Source organism: Larkinella harenae (assembly GCF_054780515.1).
The window spans coordinates 21133-46408 of record NZ_BAAGWE010000002.1 but is presented as its reverse complement, the minus strand read 5'-3'; the positions used below and the strand labels follow the sequence as shown (position 1 = coordinate 46408).

22 protein-coding genes are annotated in these 25276 nt (G+C 51.6%); 16 read left to right on the top strand and 6 right to left on the bottom strand.

What is annotated here, in order from left to right; genetic code table 11:
• The first annotated feature begins 26 nt into the window (after nt 1-26).
• Nucleotides 27-1403 carry an MATE family efflux transporter gene (locus ACYVH9_RS11555; protein ID WP_460636509.1) on the top strand — a complete coding sequence of 459 codons (1377 nt, stop codon included), beginning with the start codon at nt 27-29 and terminating at the stop codon, nt 1401-1403.
• A 15-nt stretch (nt 1404-1418) separates the two neighbouring features.
• Nucleotides 1419-1916, top strand: coding sequence for a DUF1648 domain-containing protein (locus ACYVH9_RS11550; protein ID WP_460636508.1), 498 nt, complete (start codon nt 1419-1421; stop codon nt 1914-1916).
• A gap of 9 nt (nt 1917-1925) precedes the next feature.
• Here the strand turns inward: ACYVH9_RS11550 and ACYVH9_RS11545 are convergent, their stop codons facing one another.
• On the bottom strand, nt 1926-2108 hold the full coding sequence (locus ACYVH9_RS11545; RefSeq protein ID WP_460636507.1) for a hypothetical protein: 183 nt from the start codon (nt 2106-2108) through the stop codon (nt 1926-1928).
• Between the two features lie 442 nt (nt 2109-2550).
• Between ACYVH9_RS11545 and ACYVH9_RS11540 the strand changes: the two genes are divergently transcribed.
• A complete protein-coding gene (locus ACYVH9_RS11540) occupies nt 2551-5538 on the top strand; it encodes an FAD-binding and (Fe-S)-binding domain-containing protein (RefSeq protein WP_460636506.1) in 2988 nt (995 codons plus the stop codon).
• Nucleotides 5539-5553: 15 nt separating this feature from the next.
• Here the strand turns inward: ACYVH9_RS11540 and ACYVH9_RS11535 are convergent, their stop codons facing one another.
• Complete coding sequence (locus ACYVH9_RS11535; RefSeq protein WP_460636505.1) at nt 5554-6432, bottom strand: hypothetical protein; 879 nt, start codon at nt 6430-6432, stop codon at nt 5554-5556.
• An 85-nt stretch (nt 6433-6517) separates the two neighbouring features.
• Between ACYVH9_RS11535 and ACYVH9_RS11530 the strand changes: the two genes are divergently transcribed.
• Both ACYVH9_RS11530 and ACYVH9_RS11525 read left to right on the top strand, forming a co-directional pair.
• A complete protein-coding gene (locus tag ACYVH9_RS11530; RefSeq protein WP_460636504.1) occupies nt 6518-8104 on the top strand; it encodes an McrB family protein in 1587 nt (528 codons plus the stop codon).
• Nucleotides 8105-8137: 33 nt separating this feature from the next.
• The gene (locus tag ACYVH9_RS11525; protein ID WP_460636503.1) at nt 8138-9169 is read left to right on the top strand and encodes a galactitol-1-phosphate 5-dehydrogenase; all 1032 of its coding nucleotides are present in this window, start codon (nt 8138-8140) and stop codon (nt 9167-9169) included.
• Nucleotides 9170-9230: 61 nt separating this feature from the next.
• Here the strand turns inward: ACYVH9_RS11525 and ACYVH9_RS11520 are convergent, their stop codons facing one another.
• On the bottom strand, nt 9231-9656 hold the full coding sequence (locus tag ACYVH9_RS11520) for a hypothetical protein (RefSeq protein WP_460636502.1): 426 nt from the start codon (nt 9654-9656) through the stop codon (nt 9231-9233).
• 106 nt (nt 9657-9762) lie between these two features.
• Between ACYVH9_RS11520 and ACYVH9_RS11515 the strand changes: the two genes are divergently transcribed.
• The 9 genes from ACYVH9_RS11515 to ACYVH9_RS11475 all read left to right on the top strand — a co-directional run bounded on the left by ACYVH9_RS11515 (nt 9763) and on the right by ACYVH9_RS11475 (nt 19874).
• Nucleotides 9763-10842, top strand: a complete 1080-nt coding sequence (locus ACYVH9_RS11515; RefSeq protein ID WP_460636501.1) for a Gfo/Idh/MocA family protein — start codon at nt 9763-9765, stop codon at nt 10840-10842.
• 57 nt (nt 10843-10899) lie between these two features.
• Nucleotides 10900-11775, top strand: a complete 876-nt coding sequence (locus ACYVH9_RS11510; protein WP_460636500.1) for an META domain-containing protein — start codon at nt 10900-10902, stop codon at nt 11773-11775.
• Between the two features lie 11 nt (nt 11776-11786).
• Nucleotides 11787-13049 (top strand): McrC family protein, encoded by a 1263-nt coding sequence (locus tag ACYVH9_RS11505; protein WP_460636499.1) that lies wholly within the window; start codon nt 11787-11789, stop codon nt 13047-13049.
• A gap of 94 nt (nt 13050-13143) precedes the next feature.
• A complete protein-coding gene (locus ACYVH9_RS11500; RefSeq protein WP_460636498.1) occupies nt 13144-14463 on the top strand; it encodes a gluconate:H+ symporter in 1320 nt (439 codons plus the stop codon).
• Between the two features lie 156 nt (nt 14464-14619).
• A complete protein-coding gene (locus ACYVH9_RS11495) occupies nt 14620-15084 on the top strand; it encodes a RidA family protein (protein ID WP_460637580.1) in 465 nt (154 codons plus the stop codon).
• Nucleotides 15068-16195, top strand: a complete 1128-nt coding sequence (locus ACYVH9_RS11490; protein ID WP_460636497.1) for a D-TA family PLP-dependent enzyme — start codon at nt 15068-15070, stop codon at nt 16193-16195. The genes ACYVH9_RS11495 and ACYVH9_RS11490 overlap by 17 nt, the downstream gene beginning before the upstream one ends.
• Before the next feature lie 94 nt (nt 16196-16289).
• Nucleotides 16290-16958, top strand: coding sequence for an SGNH/GDSL hydrolase family protein (locus ACYVH9_RS11485; RefSeq protein ID WP_460636496.1), 669 nt, complete (start codon nt 16290-16292; stop codon nt 16956-16958).
• Between the two features lie 55 nt (nt 16959-17013).
• Nucleotides 17014-19410 (top strand): zinc-dependent metalloprotease, encoded by a 2397-nt coding sequence (locus ACYVH9_RS11480; RefSeq protein WP_460636495.1) that lies wholly within the window; start codon nt 17014-17016, stop codon nt 19408-19410.
• A gap of 47 nt (nt 19411-19457) precedes the next feature.
• Complete coding sequence (locus tag ACYVH9_RS11475; protein WP_460636494.1) at nt 19458-19874, top strand: hypothetical protein; 417 nt, start codon at nt 19458-19460, stop codon at nt 19872-19874.
• 70 nt (nt 19875-19944) lie between these two features.
• Here ACYVH9_RS11475 and ACYVH9_RS11470 read toward each other — a convergent pair whose 3' ends face one another.
• Nucleotides 19945-20835 (bottom strand): diacylglycerol/lipid kinase family protein, encoded by an 891-nt coding sequence (locus ACYVH9_RS11470; RefSeq protein ID WP_460636493.1) that lies wholly within the window; start codon nt 20833-20835, stop codon nt 19945-19947.
• Between the two features lie 37 nt (nt 20836-20872).
• Here ACYVH9_RS11470 and ACYVH9_RS11465 point away from each other — a divergent pair, with 37 nt between their 5' ends.
• On the top strand, nt 20873-21922 hold the full coding sequence (locus ACYVH9_RS11465; RefSeq protein WP_460636492.1) for an App1 family protein: 1050 nt from the start codon (nt 20873-20875) through the stop codon (nt 21920-21922).
• A 263-nt stretch (nt 21923-22185) separates the two neighbouring features.
• On the opposite strand, the gene ACYVH9_RS11460 is transcribed toward ACYVH9_RS11465, so the two are convergent.
• On the bottom strand, nt 22186-22569 hold the full coding sequence (locus ACYVH9_RS11460; RefSeq protein WP_460636491.1) for an iron chaperone: 384 nt from the start codon (nt 22567-22569) through the stop codon (nt 22186-22188).
• Between the two features lie 339 nt (nt 22570-22908).
• Between ACYVH9_RS11460 and ACYVH9_RS11455 the strand changes: the two genes are divergently transcribed.
• Nucleotides 22909-23760 carry a glycerophosphodiester phosphodiesterase gene (locus tag ACYVH9_RS11455; protein WP_460636490.1) on the top strand — a complete coding sequence of 284 codons (852 nt, stop codon included), beginning with the start codon at nt 22909-22911 and terminating at the stop codon, nt 23758-23760.
• 71 nt (nt 23761-23831) lie between these two features.
• Here ACYVH9_RS11455 and ACYVH9_RS11450 read toward each other — a convergent pair whose 3' ends face one another.
• Nucleotides 23832-25235, bottom strand: a complete 1404-nt coding sequence (locus tag ACYVH9_RS11450) for a BamA/TamA family outer membrane protein (protein ID WP_460636489.1) — start codon at nt 25233-25235, stop codon at nt 23832-23834.
• Nucleotides 25236-25276 lie beyond the last annotated feature (41 nt).

Here is a 25276-nt window from a genome sequence, read left to right as displayed (position 1 = left end):
CCGTAAAAAGTTACTGTTGGAAAAATATGAAGCAGTGGTACCAAATTTATAAACCGGAGTTGAGTGATACCATCCGGTTGAGTTTTCCGATTGTAATAGCGCAGTTGGGCGTGGTGTTGATGGGGGTGACTGATAACCTGTTTGTGGGGCGGTTGCTGGGGGCGGTTCCGCTGGCGGGAGCCGGTTTGTCGGTTTCACTGGCGTTTCTGGTGTCGAGTATTGGCGTAGGCGGTTTGTCGGTCGTGGCCGCGTTGGTGTCGCAGGCTCGCGGTCGGGGCGATGGTGCCGAAATCAATCGGTTGTTCCGGGCCGGGTTACGCGTGGCGCTGTTGCTGGGCGTTGTTTTAGGATTCATCGGCATCGTATCGGCTTTTTATTTTGATCTGTTTGGGCAAACGCCGGAAGTAACGGCCATTGGCCGGAATTTTATGATGATTCTGAGTCTGTCAAACATTCCCCTTTTCCTGTTCGTGGCGGCACGGCAGTTGTGCGATGGGCTGTCGTACCCGCGGGTTGCCATGTCAATTACGCTGTCGGCGCTGGTTCTGAATGCCTTATTTAATTACTTGCTGATCACCGGAACGGGCCCATTTCCTGAGTTGGGCGTGTATGGTTCGGCGCTGGCAACGTTGCTGTCGCGCCTATACATGGCAATTGCCATGATTGTTTACGTCAGGAAGGCAGAACGGTTTCGACGCTATTTTCAACCTGAATGGCAGGGTAATCGGGTGGGTGAGCATGTGCGCCGGATCCTGCGGTTAGGATTACCGGGCGGTTTTACGTTGTTTTTTGAAGTGGCTACGTTCTCACTGGCTGCCATGATGGCCGGGTGGTTGGGAGCTGATCAACTGGCCGCGCACCAAATTGCCATCAACATGGCATCGACGACCTACATGATGGCAACCGGCATTTCGGCGGCCGGGGCTATTCGGGTTGGCAATGCGCTCGGACGGTCCAGCCAGGAGGCTGTGCGTCGGGCGGGTGTAGCGGCTTTGGTACTGGTAACGGTTTTCATGAGTTTATGCGCTTTAGTGTTTCTGACGGGCAACGATTGGCTCGTTGGTTTGTATATTCGCGACAATGCGCCGGTGGCCAGTATGGCGGCAGCCCTGGTAATCATGGCCGGTTTTTTTCAACTATCCGACGGGGTTCAGGTGGTTGGTGTTGGGGTGCTGCGTGGTTTATCGGACGTTAATGTTCCCACCATCATCACCTTATTTGCTTACTGGATCGTGGGATTGCCACTGAGTTATGTGCTGGCGTTCTGGCTGCATCTCGATGCCACGGGTATCTGGTTCGGGCTGCTGGGCGGCTTAACCATGGCCGCTATCTTGTTACCAATCCGGTTTTTCCGGCTGATAAAACGATTGAGGGCCAGACCCTTAACGGCCGCTTCTTCCTAACCATCTTCTGACATGATGAAGCCCTTGTTTTCATCCACAGTGCCAGCCGTAGAACGGTTTTTGAACGCCTTCTCGGTGTTGCTTCTGGTTGGCCAGTTTGGCTTGGTTATTGGGTATTATATCCATTTACCCCAAACCATTCCTGTTCATTTTGGACTAAACGGCCAGCCTGATCGCTGGGGTGGACGATCCACCTTGTTCGTAGCTCCGGCGATTTCCACGGGTATGTTTTTTCTGTTCTGGGCTATTCGACAGATTCCCGCCGAATTTTATAACATGCCGGCTCGGGTCACCCCCGAAAATGAAGAGCGACAGCTTCGAAACACGCACGAAATGCTCGCCATGCTGTTGTTTATCACGATGATTTTTATGTTCTGGACGCTTTGGGACTGGTTGCGTTCGGCGGAGAATACCGAGCTGGTTCGGGATAAAGTAATCCCGATGGTTTTTCTGGGAGCCTCCCTCGTCGGAACCCTTGCGTTTTATCTTTGGCGAGCCAAACGCCAGTCCTGACACGTTGACTCAGGTAGCGTCTTTTGTGCTGCGGATCAGGCTAATACCGGAAAAAAAGAAAATAGCGCCCAGAAAAAGGTATACCCACGATGCTCGGGCTACCCCTCCGCTGGTAAGGTCCATCCCACCGTAAATCAGGCCAACCAGGCCGAGGAGAGTCAATACAATACCGAAAATACTTTTTACGCTCATCGTTATCGAATGAATATGGTTTAGTTCCTATAACTAGTTTCGGTGAAAAATGGCTGTAAAACCGTTGAAAACATAGGAGAAACAGAGCCAGATTCAGGAAAAAGGCATTCCGAAACCTCAGAAATTGATGCTCTTATTGTCTTCAATCCTCGTTTTCCGTGCTCTTCCTGTTGAACATGTCGCCATGACAGGCCCAGGTTGGTTTTTTCTGATCCTGGTTGAAGCGGTTTTCCTGTGAAAGGGCAGCCTGTTCAGGAATTTGGGTGACTGACCATGAAAAAAGGAGTTATCTCTTTCGGCAAAGGCATTCGCACAAGCCAATAAGACGAGACTTTTTCTCCGGGCGTCTTTTCCGAAAGCGGGTGAACTACAACCCGTTTTTTGTTTTTTTTCGGTAAATTCATCGGTAATTTTGCCGGTTCCCAGACCGGATATACCTTTTATGTTTAGAATTCCGCCCCCTACATTTTCGTCGCTTCAGCAATCGTTTGATGGTGATTTATATTTCGATGATTCGCCCGAGCACGAGGCCATGCGGTTGCTGTATGCTACCGATGCATCGGTTTATCAGGAAAAACCGTTGGCCGTAGCCATCCCGAAAACCGCGGAAGATATCAAACGGCTGGTGCGCTTTGCCCGCCAGAACCGTACATCGCTGATTCCACGGGCCGCCGGGACGTCACTGGCAGGCCAGGTTGTCGGTGCCGGAATCGTCGCCGATTGTTCCAAATACTTTTCAAACATCCTGGAAATCAATGCACAGGAACAGTCGGTGCGCGTGCAGCCGGGCGTGATCCGTGATGACCTCAACGCGGTGCTGAGGCAACACGGTTTGATGTTTGGACCAGAAACCTCGACGGCCAGCCGGGCGATGGTGGGTGGCATGATTGGGAACAATTCCTGCGGATTGCACTCGATTGTCTGGGGGGATACACGCCGGCATTTGCTGGAAGTGAAAGCGATTCTGAGTGATGGCGCCGAGGTTACCTTCAAAACGTTAAGCCGTGAAGAGTTCGACCAGAAGTGCCGGGGCGAAAACGTGGTCAGTCCGCTGGAGCAGCGGCTATATCAGCAAACGCGGGATATGCTGGGTAGCCCAACCAATCGTCGGCAAATTCAGGACGGTTTTCCAAAACCTACCATTACCCGGCGAAATACGGGCTACGCACTGGATGCGTTGGTGCCGTTTTTTGAGCGTGAAAATCCCGACCAGCGAAACCCGATAACCCCGGAATCCTTCAACTTCTGCCACCTGATTGCTGGGTCGGAAGGAACGCTTTGTTTCGTTACGGAAGCCAAGCTGAACCTCTTACCATTGCCGCCAAAATTCAGTGCGCTGGTTTGTGCGCACTTTATGACCATTCGCCAGTCCCTGGAAGCGAATCTGGTGGCGCTGGAACACGCGTGTTCGGCTTCGGAATTGGTGGATGATTACATTTTGCAGTTGACGAAAGGCAATATTGAACAGGCCAAAAACCGGGATTTTGTCGAAGGCGATCCGAAGGCCGTGTTGATGGTTGAGTTTTTTGCCGATTCCCTGGATGTTGTTACTCAGCAAGCCGATCGGTTCATTTTAGCCTTGCAACAACGAACACTAGGTTATGCTTTTCCGGTTTTGTTTGGTGGAGATGCTACCAAAGCCTGGAACCTGCGGAAGGCCGGATTGAGCATTATGTACAACATTCCGGGGGATCAGAAACCGGCGAACGTGATTGAAGACTGCGCGGTTGATGTCCGGGACTTGCCCGATTATATTGACGAACTGGATCGGATGGCCGCCGAACGGCACGGATTAACGCTCGAGTATTCGGCCCATGCCGGAGCGGGAGAACTACACGTGTTGCCGCTGATCAACCTGAAATCGACTGAAGGGCGTCAGCAGTTCCGGGATTTGTTAGCGGATACGGCAGCCCTGGTGAAGAAGTACGGCGGTTCGCTTTCGGGCGAGCACGGCGACGGACGACTTCGGGGCGAGTTTATTCCGTTTATGATTGGGGAGGCTAATTTCCGGTTGGTACAGCAGGTCAAGCAACTGTGGGACCCACAGCGAATTTTTAATCCGGGCAAAATCGTTGATACGCCCGCTATGAATGATTTCCTGCGGTATGAGTCCGATCAGCAACCTGCTCCGGTTGCAACGGTTTTCGATTTTTCGGCCGAGGAGGGTATTCTGAATCTGGCCGAGAAATGCAGCGGTTCGGGCGACTGTCGCAAGACAGCCGTAACGGGCGGAACGATGTGCCCGAGCTACATGGCAACCCGCCGGGAGCGCGATACAACGCGGGCGCGGGCCAACATCCTGCGGCAGTTTTTGACCCATTCGGAGAAGGACAATCGCTTCGACCACGAGGAGATCAAAGAAGTAATGGACCTGTGTCTTTCGTGCAAAGGATGCAAGTCCGAATGCCCGTCGAGTGTAGACATTAGCCGAATGAAGGCTGAGTTTTTACAACATTACTATGATGCCAACGGCACACCGCTGCGCTCGCGGATGGTTGGCAACTTTACCAAGCTGATGTCGTTGGCGAGTCTGGCTCCCTGGGCTTACAACGCTATTTACGACACCCCCGCTCTCCGGCGAATTGCCAACCGAATGGCCGGTTTTCACCCCGAACGCACCATGCCGGAGTTGGGGAAAACGACGCTGCGGAAGTGGGCGAAAGGTCGAACAGGAACTGCGATTGCCGATGGCCGGGCGATTCGGAAGGTCTATTTATTCTGCGACGAATTCACCAACTACAACGACGTTGAGATTGGCATCAAAACCGTCCAATTGCTGGAACGGCTGGGCTATGAGGTGGTAATTCCGGAGCACCTGGAGAGCGGTCGCACTTACTTATCAAAAGGGCTGGTTCGCGATGCGCAAAAGCTTGCGATTGAAAACGTTATCAGGTTGAAAGAACTCGTAACAGAAGAGACTCCTCTCATCGGAATTGAACCGTCGGCGATTCTGGGGTTTCGGGATGAATACATGGATTTGGTACCGGAGTCGCTGAAAGCCGATGCGCAACACCTGGCCAGACACGCGCTGCTGCTCGATGAATTTATCGCCCAGGAAATAGACAACGGTCGCATTTCAAAACGTACGTTCACAACGGAGAAGCGCTTGATCAAGCTTCATGGGCATTGTCACCAGAAAGCCCTGGCGTCGTTGGTGCCGACCAAAAAAATGCTGTCATTGCCGGAAAACTACGAAGTACAGCTGATTCCGTCCGGCTGCTGTGGAATGGCGGGCTCATTTGGTTACGAGAAAGAACATTACGAGCTGTCGATGCAGGTCGGCGAGTTGGTCTTGTTTCCGACGGTTCGGCAGCAGCCCGCCGAGGTGCTGATTGCAGCCCCCGGCACCAGTTGCCGTCATCAGATCAAAGATGGTACGGACCGGATTGCGCAACACCCGGCCGAAATTCTCTTTGATGCACTGCGGTAAATCAAAAAACCGTATTCATTCAATGCAGTTATACTGGAGCAAATGCTGGTAGTGACGGTCGGCAGGGAAGGTATCCTTCGGAATTGTCAAGTGCAAAAACTGATTGGATTTGACGGGATTGAAATTGACGTCAAAATCGGTCGTGAACTGACTGAATTCGCTCAGGGATACAGCGCCTTGAACGTTTACCATTTCCCGCTTGACTGATTTGCAGAAATAGCGTTGTAAGTAGGGGGCTACATTGGATTCCGAATTGGTGAGGGCCAGTAAGGAGAAAATGATGCCGTGGCTGGAGTCATAAAATGGCGAATGGTATTGTGCATCCTGCTCATACGTAAAAACCTCCTCCGTTCGGGAGCCATCTTTGTAGATATTCTGGATGGTTTGCGAAACTACATCCTGGGTGTTGGTTGCGATAGGCTGGTGGGAAAACTGAAAAATACGGCTGCCAATTTGGGAGCCTGGGGCCAGGATTCCGCGCGTTTCGACTATTTTGGACACCCGGTGCGACACATCATTCAAGGGATAATCGACCGTGAAAACCGTTTGCTCTCTGTTATCTACAATGTATGAAGCGGCAACAACACGTTCTAAATGGTCGTAGTCGAAGTGGAGTGAAGCCCGGCTATCGGTGGTATAAACCGAGGCTACTTTTCCTCCGAGGTACTTGAAATTAAAGGTAAGGGAAGTCCCCGGGGTTTTATAGGTATAATGGATGATATTGCCATTTTCATAATTGAAATTCTGTCGGCTTATTTCCTGTTGAACAGAATCCAGTTGCTGGTATCGAATAATTTCCGTAACCAGGCAAACGCGGTCGGAGGGAGTGGGGTCACGGAGCGTACAAGCCGCTACCAAAAACACGATCCACCCGTAACCCAAGCATTTTCTCATGTGTAGTACGCCCAAAGCATCAACGAAACTGCCAAAATACGAACATTTTGGCAGAATAACGTAGATTTGATCGCCAAACAAAAATATGACTCTGAACCAGCAACGATCCCAGCTGCTTGAAAAATTGCGAACGATTGATCAGCCGGAGGCAACCCGAAAATTCTTTGGCTTGCTCAAGGAGTTGATCGAAATGGTCAATTTGCCCAATGGGGATGCCCGGCTGGCATTCGTGGTAGAACGGGATCGAAAAGCAATTGCGGCCCACATCAACTTTTTTCAGGCCTTACGGCTTTTCCGACCCCGGCAGGGTGAAGTTGAGTTCTGGTTGACGGTTAAGAAAGGGTGTCGGGAACGAATTGAATCCATCGGCGATGTTGACGTAGTGCCGTTGACCGAAAAGTCGGACTATATTTCGATTGTCGTCGGGCAATCGTCGGATCATTTGCTCAATCATCCCGTACTGCGAAGTTGTTGGGAAGATTGCCTGATGGAGTTGCTGGTGACGACGAAACGGGGGCCGCATACGGCCAGCCATAACCCGCTGATTTACCAGGCCGCCGATGACGACGCCGTTCGTGGGGAGATTATGACGACGATCTTCCGGCCTGAGCAAATGGCCGCAACGGAAAACCGGGTAGAGGAAGAACCCACGGTTTACGAGCGTAGCGAACCAATCCGTCCGGCAATTCCTCAAAACCTGATTCTTTATGGCCCGCCCGGAACCGGCAAATCCTTTGAAGCCCAGCAGCTAAAGAAATCGTTTGATAGTGAATGGATTACCTTTCATCCGTCGTTTGGGTACGAAGAGTTTGTTGAGGGAATCCGGCCCGAAACCCGAAACGGGCAGGTCAGCTACAAAGTAGCGAAGGGTATTTTCTACAAGGCTTGTGTGGCTGCGCTGCAAAAAGCTGGCTATGCGACCCTGGCCGATTGCCTCAACGATTCCGCCGAAACCCGTCAGCAGAAACTGGCGCGGGCTGATGCGCATGTGCTGGTGATCGATGAAATCAACCGGGCGAATATTTCAAAAGTTTTTGGGGAATTGATCACCCTGATTGAACCGGATAAACGGTTGGGTGCACCGAATGAGTTGTGGCTGACATTGCCTTATTCGCAGGAGCGTTTCGGGGTTCCGGCCAATCTTTACCTGATGGCCACCATGAACACCGCCGACCGGTCGATCGCTCTCCTGGATATTGCGCTGCGCCGACGGTTTTATTTCCGGGAAGTGGTGCCGGATGCAACGCTGCTTGCGGTCGTCGACGGAATTGATCTGGGCGCTTTGCTGCGGACGTTGAACGAGCGGATTGAGTATCTTTATGACCGCGATCACTTACTAGGACATGCCTACCTGATGAACGTTCAGTCGTACGACGAACTTTGCGATGTGTTCATTGACCGGATCATACCGTTGTTGCAGGAATACTTTTACTACGACTGGCGGAAGATCCAGTTTGTTTTGGGCGACAACGCTGCCTGGGGCAAATCGCCCGATCAGAAACTGGTTTGGGTAAAAAAGCAATACCGTCCGGCTTTGACCAAAGAGCTCTTTGGCGAAGAGCCCGACGAACTGACCGAAGTAACCACGTTTGAAATCAATCCGTATTTGCTGCAAAGAGACTACCAGCAGGTGCCCAAAGGAGCATTTATTGCTATTTATCAAAAACCGTAGGGTTTACATCGTTTTATAGATACACAAAATAATATGAAAGCGCTCGTTTTGACGGAATATAACCATTTTGAGTTGCAGGATTTACCCCGTCCTCAACCCGGCCCATCCGATGTACTGGTAAAAGTGCAGGCGGTTGGCATTTGCGGCAGCGATGTTCACGGGATGGATGGCAGCAGCGGGCGCCGGATTCCGCCGATTGTCATGGGACACGAAGCCGCAGGGATTATTGTAGAAACGGGCAAAAACGTTAAAAACTGGCAGACTGGTGATCGAGTGACGTTCGATTCAACGGTTTATGCACTCGACGACTGGTATAGCCGCCGGGGTATGTATAACCTCAGCGATGGCCGCGAAGTACTGGGTGTTTCGACGCCGGATTTCCGGCGGCAGGGCGCGTTTGCCGAGTTCATTGTGGTGCCCCAGCATATCCTGTACCAGATTCCGGAAAACGTAAGCTTCACGCAGGCTGCGTTGGTAGAACCGGTGGCGGTAGCCTTGCACGCGGTGAGTCTAACACCCCTTCAGGTGAATGACACAGCGGTTGTGGTCGGTGCGGGCATGATCGGGTTGTTCGTGATTCAGGCGCTAAAACTGGCCGGTTGTGGCTCCATCATAGCTGTTGATCTGGATGATGATCGGCTGGCGCTGGCTCAGCAACTTGGGGCGGATGTGGCTCTTAACGCTGGTCGGCAGGATGTGACGGCGGAAGTGCAGGCACGGACGAATGGCCGCGGAGCCGACGTTTCCTTTGAAGTCGTAGGCATTGCCCCGGCGGTAAAAACCGCCATCGATTGTGTTCGTAAAGGCGCCACGGTTACGCTGGTAGGGAATCTGGCCAAATCCGTAGAGATTTCGTTGCAGGCTGTTGTGACGCGCCAGTTGCGGTTGCAGGGTTCCTGCGCAATTAATGGCGAATACGAAGCCGCCCTGGATTTGATTTCGTCCGGCAGAATCAATGTCGAAGCCATTCTGAGTGCTGAAGTGCCGCTGGAAGAAGGGGCGAGCTGGTTTCAACGGTTGTACGAAAAAGAAAAGGGCCTGATCAAGGTGGTGTTGAAACCCTGAATGGAACGGAACGGTTTACGGTTTTCCCGTGCAGCAGGCAGGAGGGCGCAAACCGTTCCGACTATTTTCCGGTCGGTTTGTACTTCAGAAGGTCGTACGAAGTGGGATTCAATGTGCCATAGACGCTTTCCAGAATCAATTCATTGTCGTTGACGGACACGATATTGTACGCCGAAGGCGGAGCACAATCGACGTAAATGCAATTACCTCCGCCGTAAGTTTCGGTGATCCGGAGCACCTGCGACTGGCGTTCAAAACGTGTAGGAGCACAGCAGACTGGTTCGGGTCGCTGGTACTGGATGGTGCCATCGGCCCGAAACTCGATCCAGGGTTCATCAGAAACCGTTTCCCAGTTTCCCTGGAGGCTTTTGGTTTCTGTCAGCCGCCAAGTTTTATACAATGGATCCAAAGGCGTTGTTGCTTGTTTGTCTTTTGTACAGCCGCTAAAAACCGTCAAAATCAGGGAAAGGAGAAGCAGTAGTTTCATGATGTTTCTACATTTATAAAGAAGAGCCATTTTTCAGCTGGAGCGTTGGAACGTTCAATTTCAATACCTGATTTTGGCCAAAAAGCACTGAATTGATTTTCCTGTTATGCCCAAACTCCTAAATATTGCCCTGATAGGTCCTGGCAAGGTCGCTCATAATCACGCCAGAGCAGTTTTAGAAACTCCCGATACGCAGCTTGTTGCCGTGTATGGACGAAACCACACGCGGGCGGAAGAATTTGCCAATCACTACCAAATTGCGGCTTATTCTGACATCTACGACATGGTCGATCGCGAGAATGTGGACATCTGCATTGTCTGCACTCCCCACCCGGCCCACCGTGAAGTGACCGTAGCGGCTTTTGAAGCCGGCGCAAACGTGCTGGTTGAAAAACCGTTGGCGTCGTCGCTGGAAGATTGTGATGCCATGATTGAAGCAGCCCGGAAAGCAAACCGTCAGCTGGCCGTGGTGAGTCAGCGTCGGTTTTACGAACCTTGCATGCGGATGCGGCAAACCATTGACGATGGCAAGATCGGTAAACCCGTTCTTGGTCTAGCGCAGTTGTTTGGCTGGCGCAGCGAAGAATATTACCGCAGCGATCCCTGGCGCGGTTCGTGGGAGTACGAGGGTGGGGGGGTATTGGTCAATCAGGCTCCGCACCAGCTGGATTTGTTGTTGTGGTACATGGGCGAAATGGAAGAGGTTTACGGCGTCTGGAAAAACCTGAACCACCCCTATATTGAAGTGGATGATACGGCGGTGGCAGTCATTAAGTTCAAAAATGGCGGTATTGGCAATGTCATCGTCAGCAATTCGCAGGCACCCGGGATCTATGGAAAAGTGCACATTCACGGCCAAAACGGGGCCTCCATTGGCGTACAGACCGACGGCGGATCCATGTTCATTGCCGGGATGACGTCCATTCAGGATGCGCCCTACAACGACATTTGGTCAGTGCCGGGCGAAGCCGATCAGCAAAGCATCTGGAAGGCGCAGGATGATGCGGTTTTCAACAGTGTCGATTCTTCGAGCCATTATTTCGCGCGGCAGCTGACGGATTTTTGCCAGGCCATTCGCGAGGGTCGGCAACCGCTGGTAACCGGTGAAGAGGGGCGGAAAGTGGTAGCCCTGTTCAACGCCATTTACGAATCAACCCGCACCAATCAGCCCGTTCGATGGAGTTAAACAGGCGGATTCAACAAAATCCGATGTGTATACGTTGTAAAAGCAACTCATCGGATCATGAATCAACTGACACGACTCTTTTGCCTCTTTGGCTGGATTGTATTGGCGGACGGTTGCCAGAAAACCCCGGTTAGAAACACCACAGCCCATAATTCGGGCGAAAAGATTTCGCCCGATCTGGGTAGCAAACGCCGGCAGGGCGTTGATTTTACCGCCAAAGGGAGCACGTCAACTTGGGCGCTCGACATTGATTTCGCCAAAGCAATTCGATTTCAGGCTCCCAATGGAGCAGTACTAACGGCAACTGTTCCCAAATCGCAGCGAGCCCCCAACGGAAACGGCATTTTGTTGGATGCCCAACTGGTTACGGAACCATCAGGGACCCGACGGATGACCAGCCGCTCGGTTGCCGCCAATCGGTCCGATGGCCGCTTAAAGGTGGTGATCAGTCCGGTTGCGTGCCGAGACAGCCGGACGGGCAAGGCCCATGCCTACGAGGTGTCGGTAGAGGCCCATGGGCAACGATACAGCGGGTGTGGCACCTTTCTCAACGGCACGACCCGGTTGAATAGCCAGTGGGTGCTGGAAACCTACCGTGGGCAGCGGCTCCATGCCGAGCAGTTTGTCAACCGGCAAATGCCAACCCTCGCCATTGATTTGAAAGAGAAGCGGTTGGCGGGGTTTACGGGTTGTAATGCGATGCAGGGACAGGTAAAGGCTGAAGGCGATAACCTGCGGTTCGAAGCCATCTCGACGACGCGCCGGGCCTGTCCTTACAATTTTGAATCCGGTTTTCTGGCGGCTCTGCAAAGTGTAACCCTTTACCGGATCAGCAACAACCGCCTAACGCTGTTGGCCGATGGGAAATACGTCATGTCATTTCGAAAAACCGTTAGAAAAGAATCCAGAGAAACTGGAGTTAGCGGACCATAAAAAGCTGAACAGTGCCCCACGCCATTACCGAATACGGCCTCATCCGACGCAGCCGGGATTTTCCGGATGGGATCAATTCGTTAACCGAGCTGTACTTACCGGATATTCCTTTTGATGCCCTGCGAAATTTTGTGACCGAAAACGAAGCCGATGCAGTCATGAGTTTTTTTCTGCAAAAAGGTCGCGAAACCATTCGGGTGAAGAATTTCGTGGGGTTGCTCGAAACCCGTGATGGTACCTTGCTGGAAATTCTGCCCAAAGCAGCGGATGCCGGTCGGGCCCGCGCCACATTGCTGCGGATGTTGCAGCACTTGGGCAATAATCCCTTTCGCTTTATCGATTCAGTATGGTTGGGCACCAACCGTCTGCCCTTGTGGGAGATTTTCATTACGTTATTCCTAGACGAAGTAACGCCCCTGGTGACAAAAGGCTTACAGAAATCCTACGTGTCCCAAACGTCCAACCAACGGTTTATCAAGGGCAAACTGGAACTGGCGGCCCAGATTCGGCGAAACAGTGTTCACGCGGAGCGAATGGTAACAACGTTTGATGAACAAACGACCAATCTGCCCGCCAATCGCCTGCTGAAATCGGCCCTGGCGTTCGTGCAAAAACGCGCCCGGACCATTCCGAACCAAAGCCGCATCCGGCAGCTGTTGTTTGCGATGGAAGAGGTGCCGTTTTCCGAACGGATTGCGGAGGATTTACTGGCCGTGGCAACCAGCAACCGGTTTTTTACGCATTACCAACCCGCCCTGCGTTGGGCGGAGGCCCTGCTAACCGGTCGGGCGTTTGGGCTGGTGCCGGGTCGGCACATGACATTGTCACTGCTTTTTCCGATGGAAAAGGTGTTTGAGGATTACGTAGCGACCGGTTTTAAACGCTACATCACTGACGGAAACGTGACGATTCAGGAGGGGACCGAACACCTGATTGCAAACCATGGTGGCTCGCGCAAATTTCGAATGCGCCCGGATATTGTGCTTCGTCAGAACGGAAAAACGACGGTTTTGGACACCAAATGGAAGCGAATCGATGCGACCAATGCCGCTGGTAACTACGGTATTGATCAGTCGGATCTGTACCAGTTGTACGCTTATGGCAAGAAATACGAAGCTTCCGAACTGGTGCTGATCTACCCGGCTACTGACCAGTTTCAGGAGCCACTCGACCTCTTTGGCTACGACGAAACGATGCACCTGCATGTGGTTCCGTTCGACATCAACCTACCGTTGGAAACGGCGGTTTTGAGTGTCATGACGCGGCAAGTGTAGGAAACCGTTCCGCGTACATAATTTGTCGTACATCGTTCATAACTCATCATTCCTGATTATCTTACGGCTTCCTAAACAACCTCAATTTGTTTAAATGCCACTTGTACTCACCTTTCTGGGCATTCTGGCCCTGGTTTTTCTGATCGCATTTGTCAAAATCGACACCTTTATTTCCTTTGTCCTCGTTTCGCTCGCCATTGGGCTGGCGTCGGGAATGGATGTGGTGGCCGTGGGTAAGTCCATCCAGGTCGGTATCGGCGGAACACTCGGCGAATTGGTTTTGATTGTTGGTTTCGGGGCCATGCTGGGGCGGCTGGTCGCCGAAAGCGGAGCGGCCATGCGAATTACCAATGTGCTGATCAAGATTTTTGGGGTCCGAAACCTGCGCTGGGGGCTGGCTCTGGCCGGTTTCATCATTGGTATACCCTTGTTTTATAACGCTGGCTTCATCATCGTTTTTCCGTTGATTGTCGCTATCACGGCTTCGTCGGGCCTGCCGATGATGACGGTGGCCGTGCCAATGCTGGCGGCTTTGTCGGTAGCGCACGGGTATTTACCCCCGCATCCGTCACCCGCGGCCATCTCTGGCCAGCTGGGCGCAAATATTGGCCGGACGCTGATTTACGGGATTATTGTCTCGATTCCCGCCATCATCATCGCCGGACCTATTTTCGGGAAAACCCTCACGAAATACAGCCCCAGAATCGATCGCGACCTTTTCAAAGTTCGTCAGATTCCGAGCGAAGAATTGCCGGGCGCGGGCATCAGTTTTTTCGTGGCCTTGCTGCCGGTACTGCTGCTGACTCTGACCGGACCGTTGAAGACGGTTTTTCCGGACGACTCGGTGGCCGATAAAATCGTTACATTGCTGGCCGAGCCGTATATTGGCATGTTGCTGTCGGTGCTGGTGGCGGTTTATTACCTGGGTATTCAGCGGGGCTTGACCATGAAAGCCGTGATGAAAGACCTCGAAGAAGCCATCAAAGCCGCATCGCCGGTGTTACTGGTCATTGCCGGGGCTGGCGCCCTCAAGCAGATATTTATCGACAGCGGCACCAGCAAATACATCGGTTTTCTGTTGCAGGGCGTTGATATTTCTCCCTTGTTACTCGGTTGGGGCATTGCCGCCGTTATCCGGATTTGTGTGGGGTCGGCCACCGTGGCGGGTTTGACCACTGTCGGAATCATTTTGCCGTTGATTGAGCAGAACACCAACGTAAAACCCGAATTGATGGTGCTGGCCATTGGCTCCGGTAGCCTCATGATGTCGCACCTGAACGACGGCGGTTTCTGGCTGTTTAAAGAATATTTTAACCTCAGCATCAAGGAAACCCTGCAAACCTGGACAGTGATGGAAACCATTGTTTCCATTGTTGGTCTGTTTGGGGTTTTAGCGCTAAATTTGGTGGTTTAATGCCGTCAAGCAGCAGTCTGTTTGCGGTTTTTGCTGATCACCAACCAATTTGTTGCCATGGAATACACGTCGCACATGTACCTCAATGCGGGCTTTGAGCCGGATAAAAATTTAAACTTTGAGCCAGAGGAAGAGCTTATTCCTGATACAACTACTATGACTCCAGACGAGAGATTTGCCAAACTGGGCCTGAATCTGCCCCCCGCACCAAAACCGATGGGCGTGTACAAACCGTTCCTGATTGTGGACCGCTTCGTTTATGTTTCCGGACACGGACCCGTGAAAGACGATGGCAGCCGGATTATTGGCCGGGTGGGTGCTGACATGAACATTGAGGAAGGCAAATTGGCCGCTCAACAAGTTGGCTTGACGATTTTATCGACGCTGAAAGCCAATCTGGGCAGCCTGAACAAAATCAAGCGCGTCATCAAAACCCTCGGGATGGTGAATGCCGCCCCCGACTTTGAACGGCATCCTTTTGTTATTAACGGGTGCAGCGAGCTGTTTGTAGCAGTTTGGGGCGAAGATAAAGGCGTTGGCGTTCGGTCGGCGGTTGGCATGGGTACCTTGCCGGAGAATATTCCGGTAGAAATTGAAGTGATGTTTGAACTTGAAGACTGACATGGACGAATACCGGGTTCAGAACGTTCAGGTCATTGATTCTCCCGCTTTATTGATTTATCCCGACCGCATTGCGCATAATATACAGGCAATGCTGGACATGGTCGGTGGCGATGCCGACAAGCTGGTGCCGCACGTCAAAACGCACAAAATGGCTGAAGTGGCTAAGATGCAGGTCGAAGCCGGGATTACAAAATTCAAATGTGCCACCATTGCCGAGGCCGAAATGCTGGCTGATACCGGCGCGCGTCACGTTGTACTGGCCTACCAGCTGACGGGACCGAAACTTCGGCGGTTTTGCGAACTGGTGCAGGCTTACAACTGGGTGGAGTGGGCTTCACTGATCGACAACTGGGAGTCGGCCGAAGAGCTGTCCCGTGAATTCGAGAAGACCACCCACAGACCCGTGGTGTACATCGACACGAACGTTGGAATGAACCGAACGGGCCACGTGGTCGATGATGAACTGAAAGCGTTGTACCGGCAGTTGAAAGCCGACGAACGGTTTGATCTGCGCGGTTTTCATGCCTACGATGGGCATTTGCACGATGCCGATGTAGCGGTTCGGCAGGCTAAAGCCGACGCGGGTTTGCAACCGCTGGAAGCCTTTGCCGACCAACTGGAGCAGGAGGGAGAGCAACGTCCAGTCATTATTGTGGGCGGAACCCCGACGTTCTCCAATCACGCCAGCCGTCCGAATGTCTGGTGCAGCCCCGGCACCTGTCTGCTGTGGGACTGGGGCTATGGCGACCTGCTGCCGGAGCAAACGTTTGAGTGGGCAGCGCTGTTGTTGACCCGGGTGATCTCGAAACCGTCGCCTGGCGTTGTTACGACCGATCTGGGGCACAAAGCTGTCGCGGCCGAAAACCCGTTGGGCAAGCGCGTCAAGCTTTTAAACTTGGCTGGGTACGAAATTGCCGGTCAGAGTGAAGAACACCTGGTTTTGCGCGTAGCAGACTGGGAATCGATTCAGATTGGCGATGTGCTGTATGGTGTGCCGTATCATATTTGCCCTACGGTTGCCCTTCACGACGAAGCGCAGGTCATCCGCAGTGGCGAAGCGGTCGAGCGGTGGGCTATTGATGCCCGCAAACGCCGGATTACGTATTAATTTGCTATTCCTGAGCGATTAGGTTATCGGAATCCGTGAGAAAACCGATAACTTAATTGCTCCATTATATCCCCTAACTCTGAGACGTTCCATCATGCGTACCTTTCCGATTCTTTTACTGACTTTTATGTGGATGGCCCTGACTCCCAGTAAACCGACTCGGGTTGTCTTTTTCGGCGATTCCATCACCCAGGCGGGGGTAAAGCCCGGCGGTTACATTACCCGAATCGGGGATATGCTACAGAAAAACAACCTGGCAAATAATTACGAACTGATCGGGGCGGGTATTGGCGGTAATAAAATTTATGACCTGTTTTTGCGGATGGACGAGGACGTGCTGGCCAAACAACCGAATATCACCTTCGTATACGTAGGCGTCAACGACGTCTGGCACAAACGTTCGTACGGAACCGGTACCGATCCGGATAAGTTTGTGAAATTTTACGATGCCGTCATCAAGAAGTTACAGGCTGCGGGCAGCAAAGTCATTCTGTGTACTCCCGCTGTCATTGGCGAGAAAACCGATTATTCCAACGATCAGGACGGCGATTTGCAGCAGTATTCTAAATTAATCCGCGACCTGGCGGCTAAGCACAATCTGCCGTTGTGCGATCTTCGGAAAGCGTTTCTGGAGTATAACCTGAAAAACAACCCCAAAAACGAAGAAAAGGGCATTCTGACGACCGACCGGGTTCACCTGAACGATGCCGGAAATCAATTGGTAGCCGACGAAATGTATAAATTAATGGTGGCTGCCAAATAAGAAGATGTTTTTTTGGGGACGATTGTGGGCTGCGCTCTGTTGCGTGGCCCTGTCTATGATTGGAGTACACGGTCAAACGCTCAATTGCCGGACTTCGGCACCTACGCGGGCTTTCGGACAGCAGCTGCTGGAGGTTGAAAAGCAGTACCTTCGTCAGCGGACCAGCGCCCGAGTGGCAGAAGAAGTAACTACGGTTCGGGTCAAAGTGCATGTTTTTCTGATGACTGTACGACCGAACGATTTTCCTCAGGTCGAACTAGATACGACCCTGGCGTATTTGAACCGCGCCTTTCAACCAGCTAACATTCGGTTTCAATGGGCCGGGGCAACAAACTATGTCCGGAATGATAGCCTGGCGAGAATACCGCAAGAAAAACTGGAAACGGTTTTTAACGCATACAAGGTAGACGATGCGGTTAATTTGTTTTTCTTTCCACAAGTTCATTACGGCGGTTTTTCCTATCTACCTGATATAGGGTCCGATCTTCCGGCCAGTAATGTTGTCTTTATTTCGGGAGAAAACCTCGGCGAGCGGTTGAATTCCTACATGCTTCCGCATGAGTTTGGCCATTATTTTGGACTTGCACACACGTTTGACCAAATAAATGGTCAGGAACTGGTAGCCCGGGGACCGGAGGGCAATTGCGCCGTAGCGGGGGATCTGATTTGTGACACCCCTGCTGACCCGTATGGCACTGAAAATCCGAGTTGCTTTAGTTACACTATAAACAAACAGTGTTTCACAGTATGTGATGCCAGAGATGCCCGGAATAATGTTTATCAGCCGGATTTCAAGAACATCATGTCTTACTATAACATGTTCTCCTGCCCAGGCCAGCCTTCCTTTACACCCGGGCAATACCTCCGGATGAAGGCCGGTTTGTTGATGCGATTACATTGTCCACTCAACAAAAAATATAGCATTTCGCCCCAAAAACCGGCCCCGGCTCTTGGTTCTGCCGCCGAAATTGAGATTGTCGATGGAATCGTTTCTCCTTATTCCAACATCCAGCGGGTGGCCCGAAATGCCACTGTCTTGGCTACCTACCAGACGCGGGATGTTACCCTGAAAGAGCACGCTTTCACCGTAACCCTGTTGCCGTCACACTTGACGGCAACGTATGAGTATTCGGGTTACTTATCGCGGGAGGTATCTGCGACCGTGGTGGCGGGTCGTCCCAATACCATCGCATTCAAAATCCCGGAAGAACATTCTTCTTCGGTGTACATGTACAATTTTAAGGTCAACTCGAACGACCCGAATCTGTTGAGCTGTCCCAACGCTACTTACTTATCGATAGTTGATCCGCCGGTCACAAAGCTCGCTTTTAGAGAAACCGAGTCTGATTCGATTCATGTTCGGTTTGGCGATTCGGTTTCTTTGCGAATCTGGAATCCGGAACAGGTCAATAGCTTTCAGTCAGTGTCGCTCTTGGTCAATGAGCAATCAGTGCCCTTTCTTGAAAACCATCCGGATTTTCCGCATGTATTGTACAGGGATTATTACCGGGATCTGGGCTTTTTCAAAAACAGTACGGTTCGTCTGAATAACGTCCGGGTGGTGGGCGGACAGACCGAGCGGGTGGGCCTCCTGAAAGTGAGTGTGCAACCTCCGCAGCTCCGGGTGCAACTACCCGCCGGTTTTTCGGCCTGTGCGGGTCAGGCTTTTTCCACCCCCTTCCAGACTGATATTCAGGCGCATGTGATCGAAGAGAAGTACCAGCTTCAGCTTTCCGATGAGCAAGGACGGTTTTTGGATGATTCGACGCGGATCATCGGACAAAATCAGGCTAGTGCCATTCAGGCGGTTTTTCCGGGCAATCTCTCCGCCGGAAATGCTTATCGGGTCCGGCTGCTGGTGGCGACGCCCCAGGGGAAAATCGCGGGCGAAACAAGTGAACCACTCACCATCCGGCCCCGTCCGCAAGCTGCATTAACCGCCGAACCGGCATCGATTTATGCGGGAGACAGTACTCAGCTGACCATCGCTTTGACAGGCGAACCGCCGTGGTCGTACACGCTTTCAAACGGCCAATCACGCACCGCCAGCCAAAGTCCGGTTAGAGTGGTGGTTAAGCCTCAGGAAACGACGGATTACCGGGTAACTGCCCTGCAAAATGCCTGTGGGATGGGAACCGTTTCCGGCTCCGCTACAGTTACGGTTTTGAAACCATTGGGGAACGAGCCTGCGTATTCGGGCTCGCTCCGCCTGCGTTTGTGGCCCAATCCGGTCGGAAACCGGGTGTTTGTCGAATGGCAGGGGGCACCGGGCCGGGTGGTTCGTCTGTCACTAATGAATCTCAACGGACAGGTCTTGCAAAATCTATCGCTCAAGGGATCTGCTAAATCGGAACGCCAGGAAGTAAATGTGATGACTTTGCCAACGGGGCGCTACTATATTCAGGCCAGCGACGGCGCGGGTCAGCAAACTCTTCCGTTTTTGAAAAATTGAAAGCGATTGAAAGGAAAAGACTCGGTAGCGCCAGGAAATGAACCAGTATGCTAAACAAAAAAGTTAAAATTATTTTTCTGGCCGTGATTGGGCTGGTGATCGGGTATGTTCTCTATGATTCGATCTCGGAACCGGGTATCGACGATTTGGAAGGAACGTACAAGGAAGTGGCCATGTACCGGAATGAGAACAATACAGGGCCGATTGTCCGGATTTATGCTGTTACGGTGAGTGACACAACACGTTGGGACGATATGAAGAAATACGGCGATCTGATGCTGTATACTAAATACGGAACAACCAAAGTTTACTTTTTCCCGGCGAATAAACCGGCTCCAACCCAATTGAGTCCAGGCCAGCCAAATTTCGATCAGCAATACGAAGCCTATTGCCTGGCCATGTACGAGAAAGATGCAATGAGCCAGGTGACATTCCGGAAAAAACCGTTCAGCGCCCTGGAGTGAACTGCCTAGGCCGAACGCCTTGCCAGTACTGCAGAGCTGGCGCGCGAAAAACGCTGCGGTTTTTAGGCAATCAGGTTGACTCCGGCAACAGAACGCGCAGTTTTCCCGGCCAGATTTCGGCCGTAATTTCCCGAACCTTGCCCCGGTATTCGCCATCAATCTGAAAGTACGCTTTTCGTTTGGTGACAATATGAACCGAAGTGGCGGGGAAAATTTCAATATGCCGGGGGTCGAACGGGCGGAAACGGAAAAACATTTTGATGATTTCCCAGAACGGCAACCGGCGCATCACCACAACTTCAAACTTCCCGTCGGTTACACTACCGTCGGGGTTGATCAACGCCCCAGTTCCGTACATCCGGGCATTGGCCAATACCACCATAAACGCCGATCGGAGCACGGTGGTGTCTTCCAGGTTGATCTTCAACCGGAGTAATCGCCGACGCATCAAAACCCGCATGACGCCCCGGGCGTAACCAATTTTGCCGCGGATCTTGCCTTCTTCGAAGTATTTCACCAATTGGGCGTTCATACCGATATCACTCAGGTGCAGGCAGTGCTCAGTACCGTTGATGCGAATGAGGTCGATCGGTTTTTCTACGCCGTCGACCAGAATAGGTAAGCTATCCTCTAGCGTGGCCGGAATGCCCAGTTCGCGGGCCATGCCGTTGGCCGACCCTGCTGGCAGAATGCCGAGGGGCAGGTTGGCCTTCAGGGCGTGGTCGGCCACAAACTTGATCGTACCATCTCCTCCTACGGCCACCAGTCGGTCGGGTTGGTATTCCGCAATGCGCTTGGGTAGATTTTTGTTGTCTGTTTTGCCGTCGAGCAGGAAGATTTCGGCCGCATGGGGCTGCTTTTCGAAGAAGTGATGAATCCCGGTTTCCCACTCAGATTTGTCTTGTCCGCCAGAAATCGGGTTGATGGCGAACAGAAATTTTAACTTTTTGGCTTCCGACATGTTCCAGCATTGGAGATGATATACTAATAAACAAAGAATGAAGGCAAGTGGCGGAATAAAAGATAAAATCTTGACCTGGCTACGCATCAGTAACAAACCAACCGTCAAAGTGTACCGGGGCTATGTTCATCAGCAGAAGATTGTTGTGTTTGGGCACGTGTTGCGACGGAGCGCGCTGCCCCGCAAAAACTACCGGCAAAACTTCTGGGTCAATACCTTTGCCTTGTTGCGGTTGTTCATGACACGACCTGTTTCGGGCGCTACGGTGAAGGTGAACGGCATTCGACAGGATATCCGGTACGTTACCGAAAAAGACGGTTTTTTTCGATTGGAATGGACGCCGGACAGCCCGCTGGAACCCGGTTGGCATCCGGTAAAAATTGATTTGATTACGGCCAATCTGGGTCCGGGAGATCCGATTGCGACGGGCGAAGGCGAAGTGTTCAGTGCGTACCCAACGCAATACGGTTTTATCTCAGACATAGACGACACTTTCCTGATTTCACATTCGGCCAATTTACGCAAACGGCTGCACGTGTTGCTGACCCAGAATGCCTATAGCCGTGATCCGTTCGAGGGCGTAGTGAAGCACTACCAATTGCTGGCACGCGCCGGAACCGACGGAAAAGCGCTTAATCCGTTTTTTTTCGTATCAAGCAGCGAATGGAATCTGTATGATTACATCCTTACATTTTGTGAGAGAAATGAAATCCCCGATGGAGTCTTTCTGCTAAGCCAGATCAAACGGTTGCGGGAAGTCTGGAAAACCGGCCAGAACAAGCACATTACCAAATTTGCGCGGATTGTGCGGGTGCTGGAAGCATTTCCCGAAACGAAGTTTGTGCTGCTCGGTGACGATACGCAGGAAGACCCTAACATTTATGCTTCCTTAGTCTCGCATTTTCCCCATCAGATTCACTGTGTATACCTGCGCCGGGTCTACCAGAAAAACGAACCCCGCACGCAGCAGTTTGTTGATCAGATCGTAGCCGCCGGGGTTGCATGCTGCTATTTTGCCCATAGTGCGGAAGCCATCCGACATTCCGAAAAGATTGGGCTGGTGGAAAACCGGGAGGTTCAGAAGTAACTCGACGGTTTACCGGATAACCACATAACTCAATAGCGTAAAGCCAGATCGGGGCGTTTTTTGCCCGCTGCAAGGTGAAGTTAATCCGATTGTTTTCAAACGAAAACAGTGGTTTGCCGGGCCCTAAAACAATAGGGTGAACCGTGAGTTGGTAAACATTAATCGAATTTTGCTCAATGGGCGTCCATAAGGCACTAATCAATTTTGCCGTTTGGTCCTTCCATAAAACGTCGAGGCTCACGGCCAGATCCAGAATGATTTTTTTACGCTTTTTTCGGTTGGGCGGTTGAACGTACCCGGTTTTCTTTTGCCCTGAATTCCACCATACGGGTTATTAAGTTCAATGGCATCGGTTGGTCGAGCGGAAACTGTACCGAGCCTTTACCGGTATGATACCCCGACAGTTCCTGCTGAAAGGCTTCGTGACCGGTTGGGGTTGCGTAGAAGCCGATATGGTTTTTAAAAGCCGCAAAGTGCACCAGAACGGAATTATTGAGCCGGAATGTCGGCATGGCGTAACTAATGGTTTCTTCGGCTTCCGGAACCGCGTTTTTGATGGTGAGCCGAATTTCCTGCAAAATCGGTTGGACCGCTTCGGGGCAACCGGCGATGTACTCGTCAATGTCGGCAGGTTTGGACGTTGTCATGAAAAGGTCTTGGAAAAGTTACTCATTTAGCTTTGCGGCCAATCTGTCAATGAAAAGAAGTTACTATACTTCTGAGTAAAAAGGCGACAGATTTCCCGCTATAAAAATACCAATATACCTGATTTTTCTAGTATGAATGGGTAGTTAAGTGGCTCTTTTTATCGTATCAAAAGCTCGTTTTTGTTGTGCTTATTACATCAACGAGAAGTAAACCGGTTCGTGTGTAGGCCGTTGCCCGAAGATAGCTCGATCATGGAGAAAAGAGAAGGGAGGCAACGGTACGAGTCGTGTGAAGATTTTGCTTATTTTTGAGACAGACCCTTACTTGAACGTATAACAATGATTAAAAAACGATCCTGCCGTTTTTCATCGGTTTTTTTATTCTCTTTCTTCGTCTGTACACTCGGAATACCGCTTCAAAACGCATATGCCCAGGATAGAGCCGTTCAGCTTTTTGCCCACCGTGGGGGCGCTCATGAACAGGATGAAAATACCCTCCAGGCTTTTCAGAATAGTTATGCAAAAGGCTTGCGCGGATTTGAAACCGATGTTCGAATCAGTAAAGACGGGCAATTGATTATTTCGCACGATGCTTCGCTGAGTCGAATGACCACAAGCCAGGGCATTGTTGAAGAAATGACGGCGGCAGAATTGCGGAAAGTGAAAACGAAAAAAGGCAATCCGTTGCTGTTTCTGGATGATTTACTGGCTTTTTTTGCGGACAAGCCGGGTGTCTATCTTGAATTTGAGATGAAAACATCTCCAAAAGCGTATCCACAGGATTTACTCGAAAAATATTGTGATCTGCTCTATAAAGCCGTTATGGCTAAAAAGCCGAATGGATCTACCTATTTATTAACCTCGTTTGATAAGCGGCCCTTGCAATACCTTAAAGCCAAACACCCCGAAGTCGATTTGCTGTTCATTACCTCATCTCCGTTAACCAAGGAAGTTTTGCAGGAAACACTGGATTTGGGTGTCAAACGGATTGGTTGTAATCTGAGCGGAACGAGCCGTAAAAACGTAAAAGATGCGCAGGCTGCCGGTATTTTGGTCAGTTGCTGGCCGGGGCATACCGTTGAGGATTTCCAGTTGGGGGTTGCGTTGGGTTGTGATTACCTCTGTTCCGACATTCCGGTAGAAGTATTGACCTGGATGAAGACCAAAATGCCCTGGGTGAAAATTAAGTAACGGCTTTCGTGAACCGGTTTTATCGCTTATTCATGGTAATACCGAAAGTCGCAAACTCAGTAAAAAGCATTTTATAAATCGTAGGTGAAACTGAAGAAGATACCCGTCTGTCCCTGCCGGTTGACGGAATAGCTGATTCGGCCGACAATGTTATAGAAGGTGGCCAGATCCAGCGCCAGTCCACCACCGTACAACGGAGCATTGGCCAGGCGACTGTTGTATTCCTGCGCCAGGGTATTGTTGACGTAGCCCATGTCTCCAAATAAGTTCAGGTAGAGTGCCACCGGAATTGTATTGAACTGTTTGGGAAACCAGTTGATTTGTTTTCGAACGTTGAAGAGCTGGTATTTCAACGTGTTTCTGAGCAGCCCATAGCGCTGGCCGTCAATCACGTACAATTCATAGCCGTGTACAAAGTCCGATATGTAGCCCAGCCCGCGCAGGTTAAGATACGGCTGGCGGTCGGGCCACGAGAGTTTGCCGCGCAGGCTGCTGCTGGCATAAAAGCGGTTCCCCAACGACCAGTAGCGGGTATAACTGGCCAGAGCCTCAAAAAGCCGGATGTTATCCGACGGCAGTAAACCGTATTGATTAGCCGCCAAGTTGAAGTAATGGCCCCGCAGTGGATACGCAACGGCGTCACGTCGGTCGTGGGTGAAGAGGTAGCTTAACAGAAAATACCGTTGCCGGGTCTGGCCGTTGAGGAAATAATCCGGGTTCAGCCGGGCCACCGTATCGGCAATGGAATTGCGGACGTACCGCAGCTCCAGGCGGTGGAAGTTGTAAAACTGGTTCCGACGCGTCAGGATGACGTTGGTAAAAAACCGTTCCCGCATCAGGTCTTCACTCCGGAAATACACCAGTTTATCAAAGGCCGAGCGGTACGCTATTTCCTTGTTGGTCTGGTAAGAGGCTCCCACACTTAAGCCGGTTTTCTGATTCTTGTCAATGTAGGGGAGGGTGTACAGGATCTGTGTCCGGTGGGCAAAGCCAAATTCAAAAATGGCGTTCAGTTTGTCGGCATTCCCCGTCACATTTTTGTAGTTGACCCGCGCGCCGAAAATCGTTCGGCGGAAACTTCGGCCCCGCTCATACCACCACTCGTTGAAATTGCGGTCGGCCAGGTCAAATGTAGGGTAGGCAAAAAAGTACCAGCGTTCTTTCAGTTTTACGTCGATGTCGATTTCCTGCGGACCCACTTCCCGCGCCAGTACATCGACGGTAACAAACAGGTTCGTGTTGGTAATCTTGCGCTGGTCCCAGGCCAGTTTTTCGGTCAGTTGCTGCGGCTGGATCGTATCCCCGGCTTTAAGTTCCATTTCCCGCAGAATGATGCGCTCCCGGGTTCGCTGGTGACCACTAATCTGCACCGACCGAACCACCCAGAAGCTACGTTGTACCGAGTCGGAAACGGCAGGCCGCCCGGCCGTGGAATCCGCCAACGAAAGCGACCAGAATAAAAAGGAAAGTAGCATCAATAGACCACAGCAACGAAGGTTCTCGCGAAAATACCGCA

Bases quoted from the DNA above. Each gene is read 5' to 3' on its own strand.
- ACYVH9_RS11555 (WP_460636509.1), top strand. From the start codon at position 27: ATGAAGCAGTGGTACCAAATTTATAAACCGGAGTTGAGTGATACCATC.
- ACYVH9_RS11550 (WP_460636508.1), top strand. From the start codon at position 1,419: ATGAAGCCCTTGTTTTCATCCACAGTGCCAGCCGTAGAACGGTTTTTG.
- ACYVH9_RS11545 (WP_460636507.1), bottom strand. From the start codon at position 2,108: ATGAGCGTAAAAAGTATTTTCGGTATTGTATTGACTCTCCTCGGCCTG.
- ACYVH9_RS11540 (WP_460636506.1), top strand. From the start codon at position 2,551: ATGTTTAGAATTCCGCCCCCTACATTTTCGTCGCTTCAGCAATCGTTT.
- ACYVH9_RS11535 (WP_460636505.1), bottom strand. From the start codon at position 6,432: ATGAGAAAATGCTTGGGTTACGGGTGGATCGTGTTTTTGGTAGCGGCT.
- ACYVH9_RS11530 (WP_460636504.1), top strand. From the start codon at position 6,518: ATGACTCTGAACCAGCAACGATCCCAGCTGCTTGAAAAATTGCGAACG.
- ACYVH9_RS11525 (WP_460636503.1), top strand. From the start codon at position 8,138: ATGAAAGCGCTCGTTTTGACGGAATATAACCATTTTGAGTTGCAGGAT.
- ACYVH9_RS11520 (WP_460636502.1), bottom strand. From the start codon at position 9,656: ATGAAACTACTGCTTCTCCTTTCCCTGATTTTGACGGTTTTTAGCGGC.
- ACYVH9_RS11515 (WP_460636501.1), top strand. From the start codon at position 9,763: ATGCCCAAACTCCTAAATATTGCCCTGATAGGTCCTGGCAAGGTCGCT.
- ACYVH9_RS11510 (WP_460636500.1), top strand. From the start codon at position 10,900: ATGAATCAACTGACACGACTCTTTTGCCTCTTTGGCTGGATTGTATTG.
- ACYVH9_RS11500 (WP_460636498.1), top strand. From the start codon at position 13,144: ATGCCACTTGTACTCACCTTTCTGGGCATTCTGGCCCTGGTTTTTCTG.
- ACYVH9_RS11495 (WP_460637580.1), top strand. From the start codon at position 14,620: ATGACTCCAGACGAGAGATTTGCCAAACTGGGCCTGAATCTGCCCCCC.
- ACYVH9_RS11485 (WP_460636496.1), top strand. From the start codon at position 16,290: ATGCGTACCTTTCCGATTCTTTTACTGACTTTTATGTGGATGGCCCTG.
- ACYVH9_RS11480 (WP_460636495.1), top strand. From the start codon at position 17,014: ATGATTGGAGTACACGGTCAAACGCTCAATTGCCGGACTTCGGCACCT.
- ACYVH9_RS11475 (WP_460636494.1), top strand. From the start codon at position 19,458: ATGCTAAACAAAAAAGTTAAAATTATTTTTCTGGCCGTGATTGGGCTG.
- ACYVH9_RS11470 (WP_460636493.1), bottom strand. From the start codon at position 20,835: ATGTCGGAAGCCAAAAAGTTAAAATTTCTGTTCGCCATCAACCCGATT.
- ACYVH9_RS11465 (WP_460636492.1), top strand. From the start codon at position 20,873: ATGAAGGCAAGTGGCGGAATAAAAGATAAAATCTTGACCTGGCTACGC.
- ACYVH9_RS11460 (WP_460636491.1), bottom strand. From the start codon at position 22,569: ATGACAACGTCCAAACCTGCCGACATTGACGAGTACATCGCCGGTTGC.
- ACYVH9_RS11455 (WP_460636490.1), top strand. From the start codon at position 22,909: ATGATTAAAAAACGATCCTGCCGTTTTTCATCGGTTTTTTTATTCTCT.
- ACYVH9_RS11450 (WP_460636489.1), bottom strand. From the start codon at position 25,235: ATGCTACTTTCCTTTTTATTCTGGTCGCTTTCGTTGGCGGATTCCACG.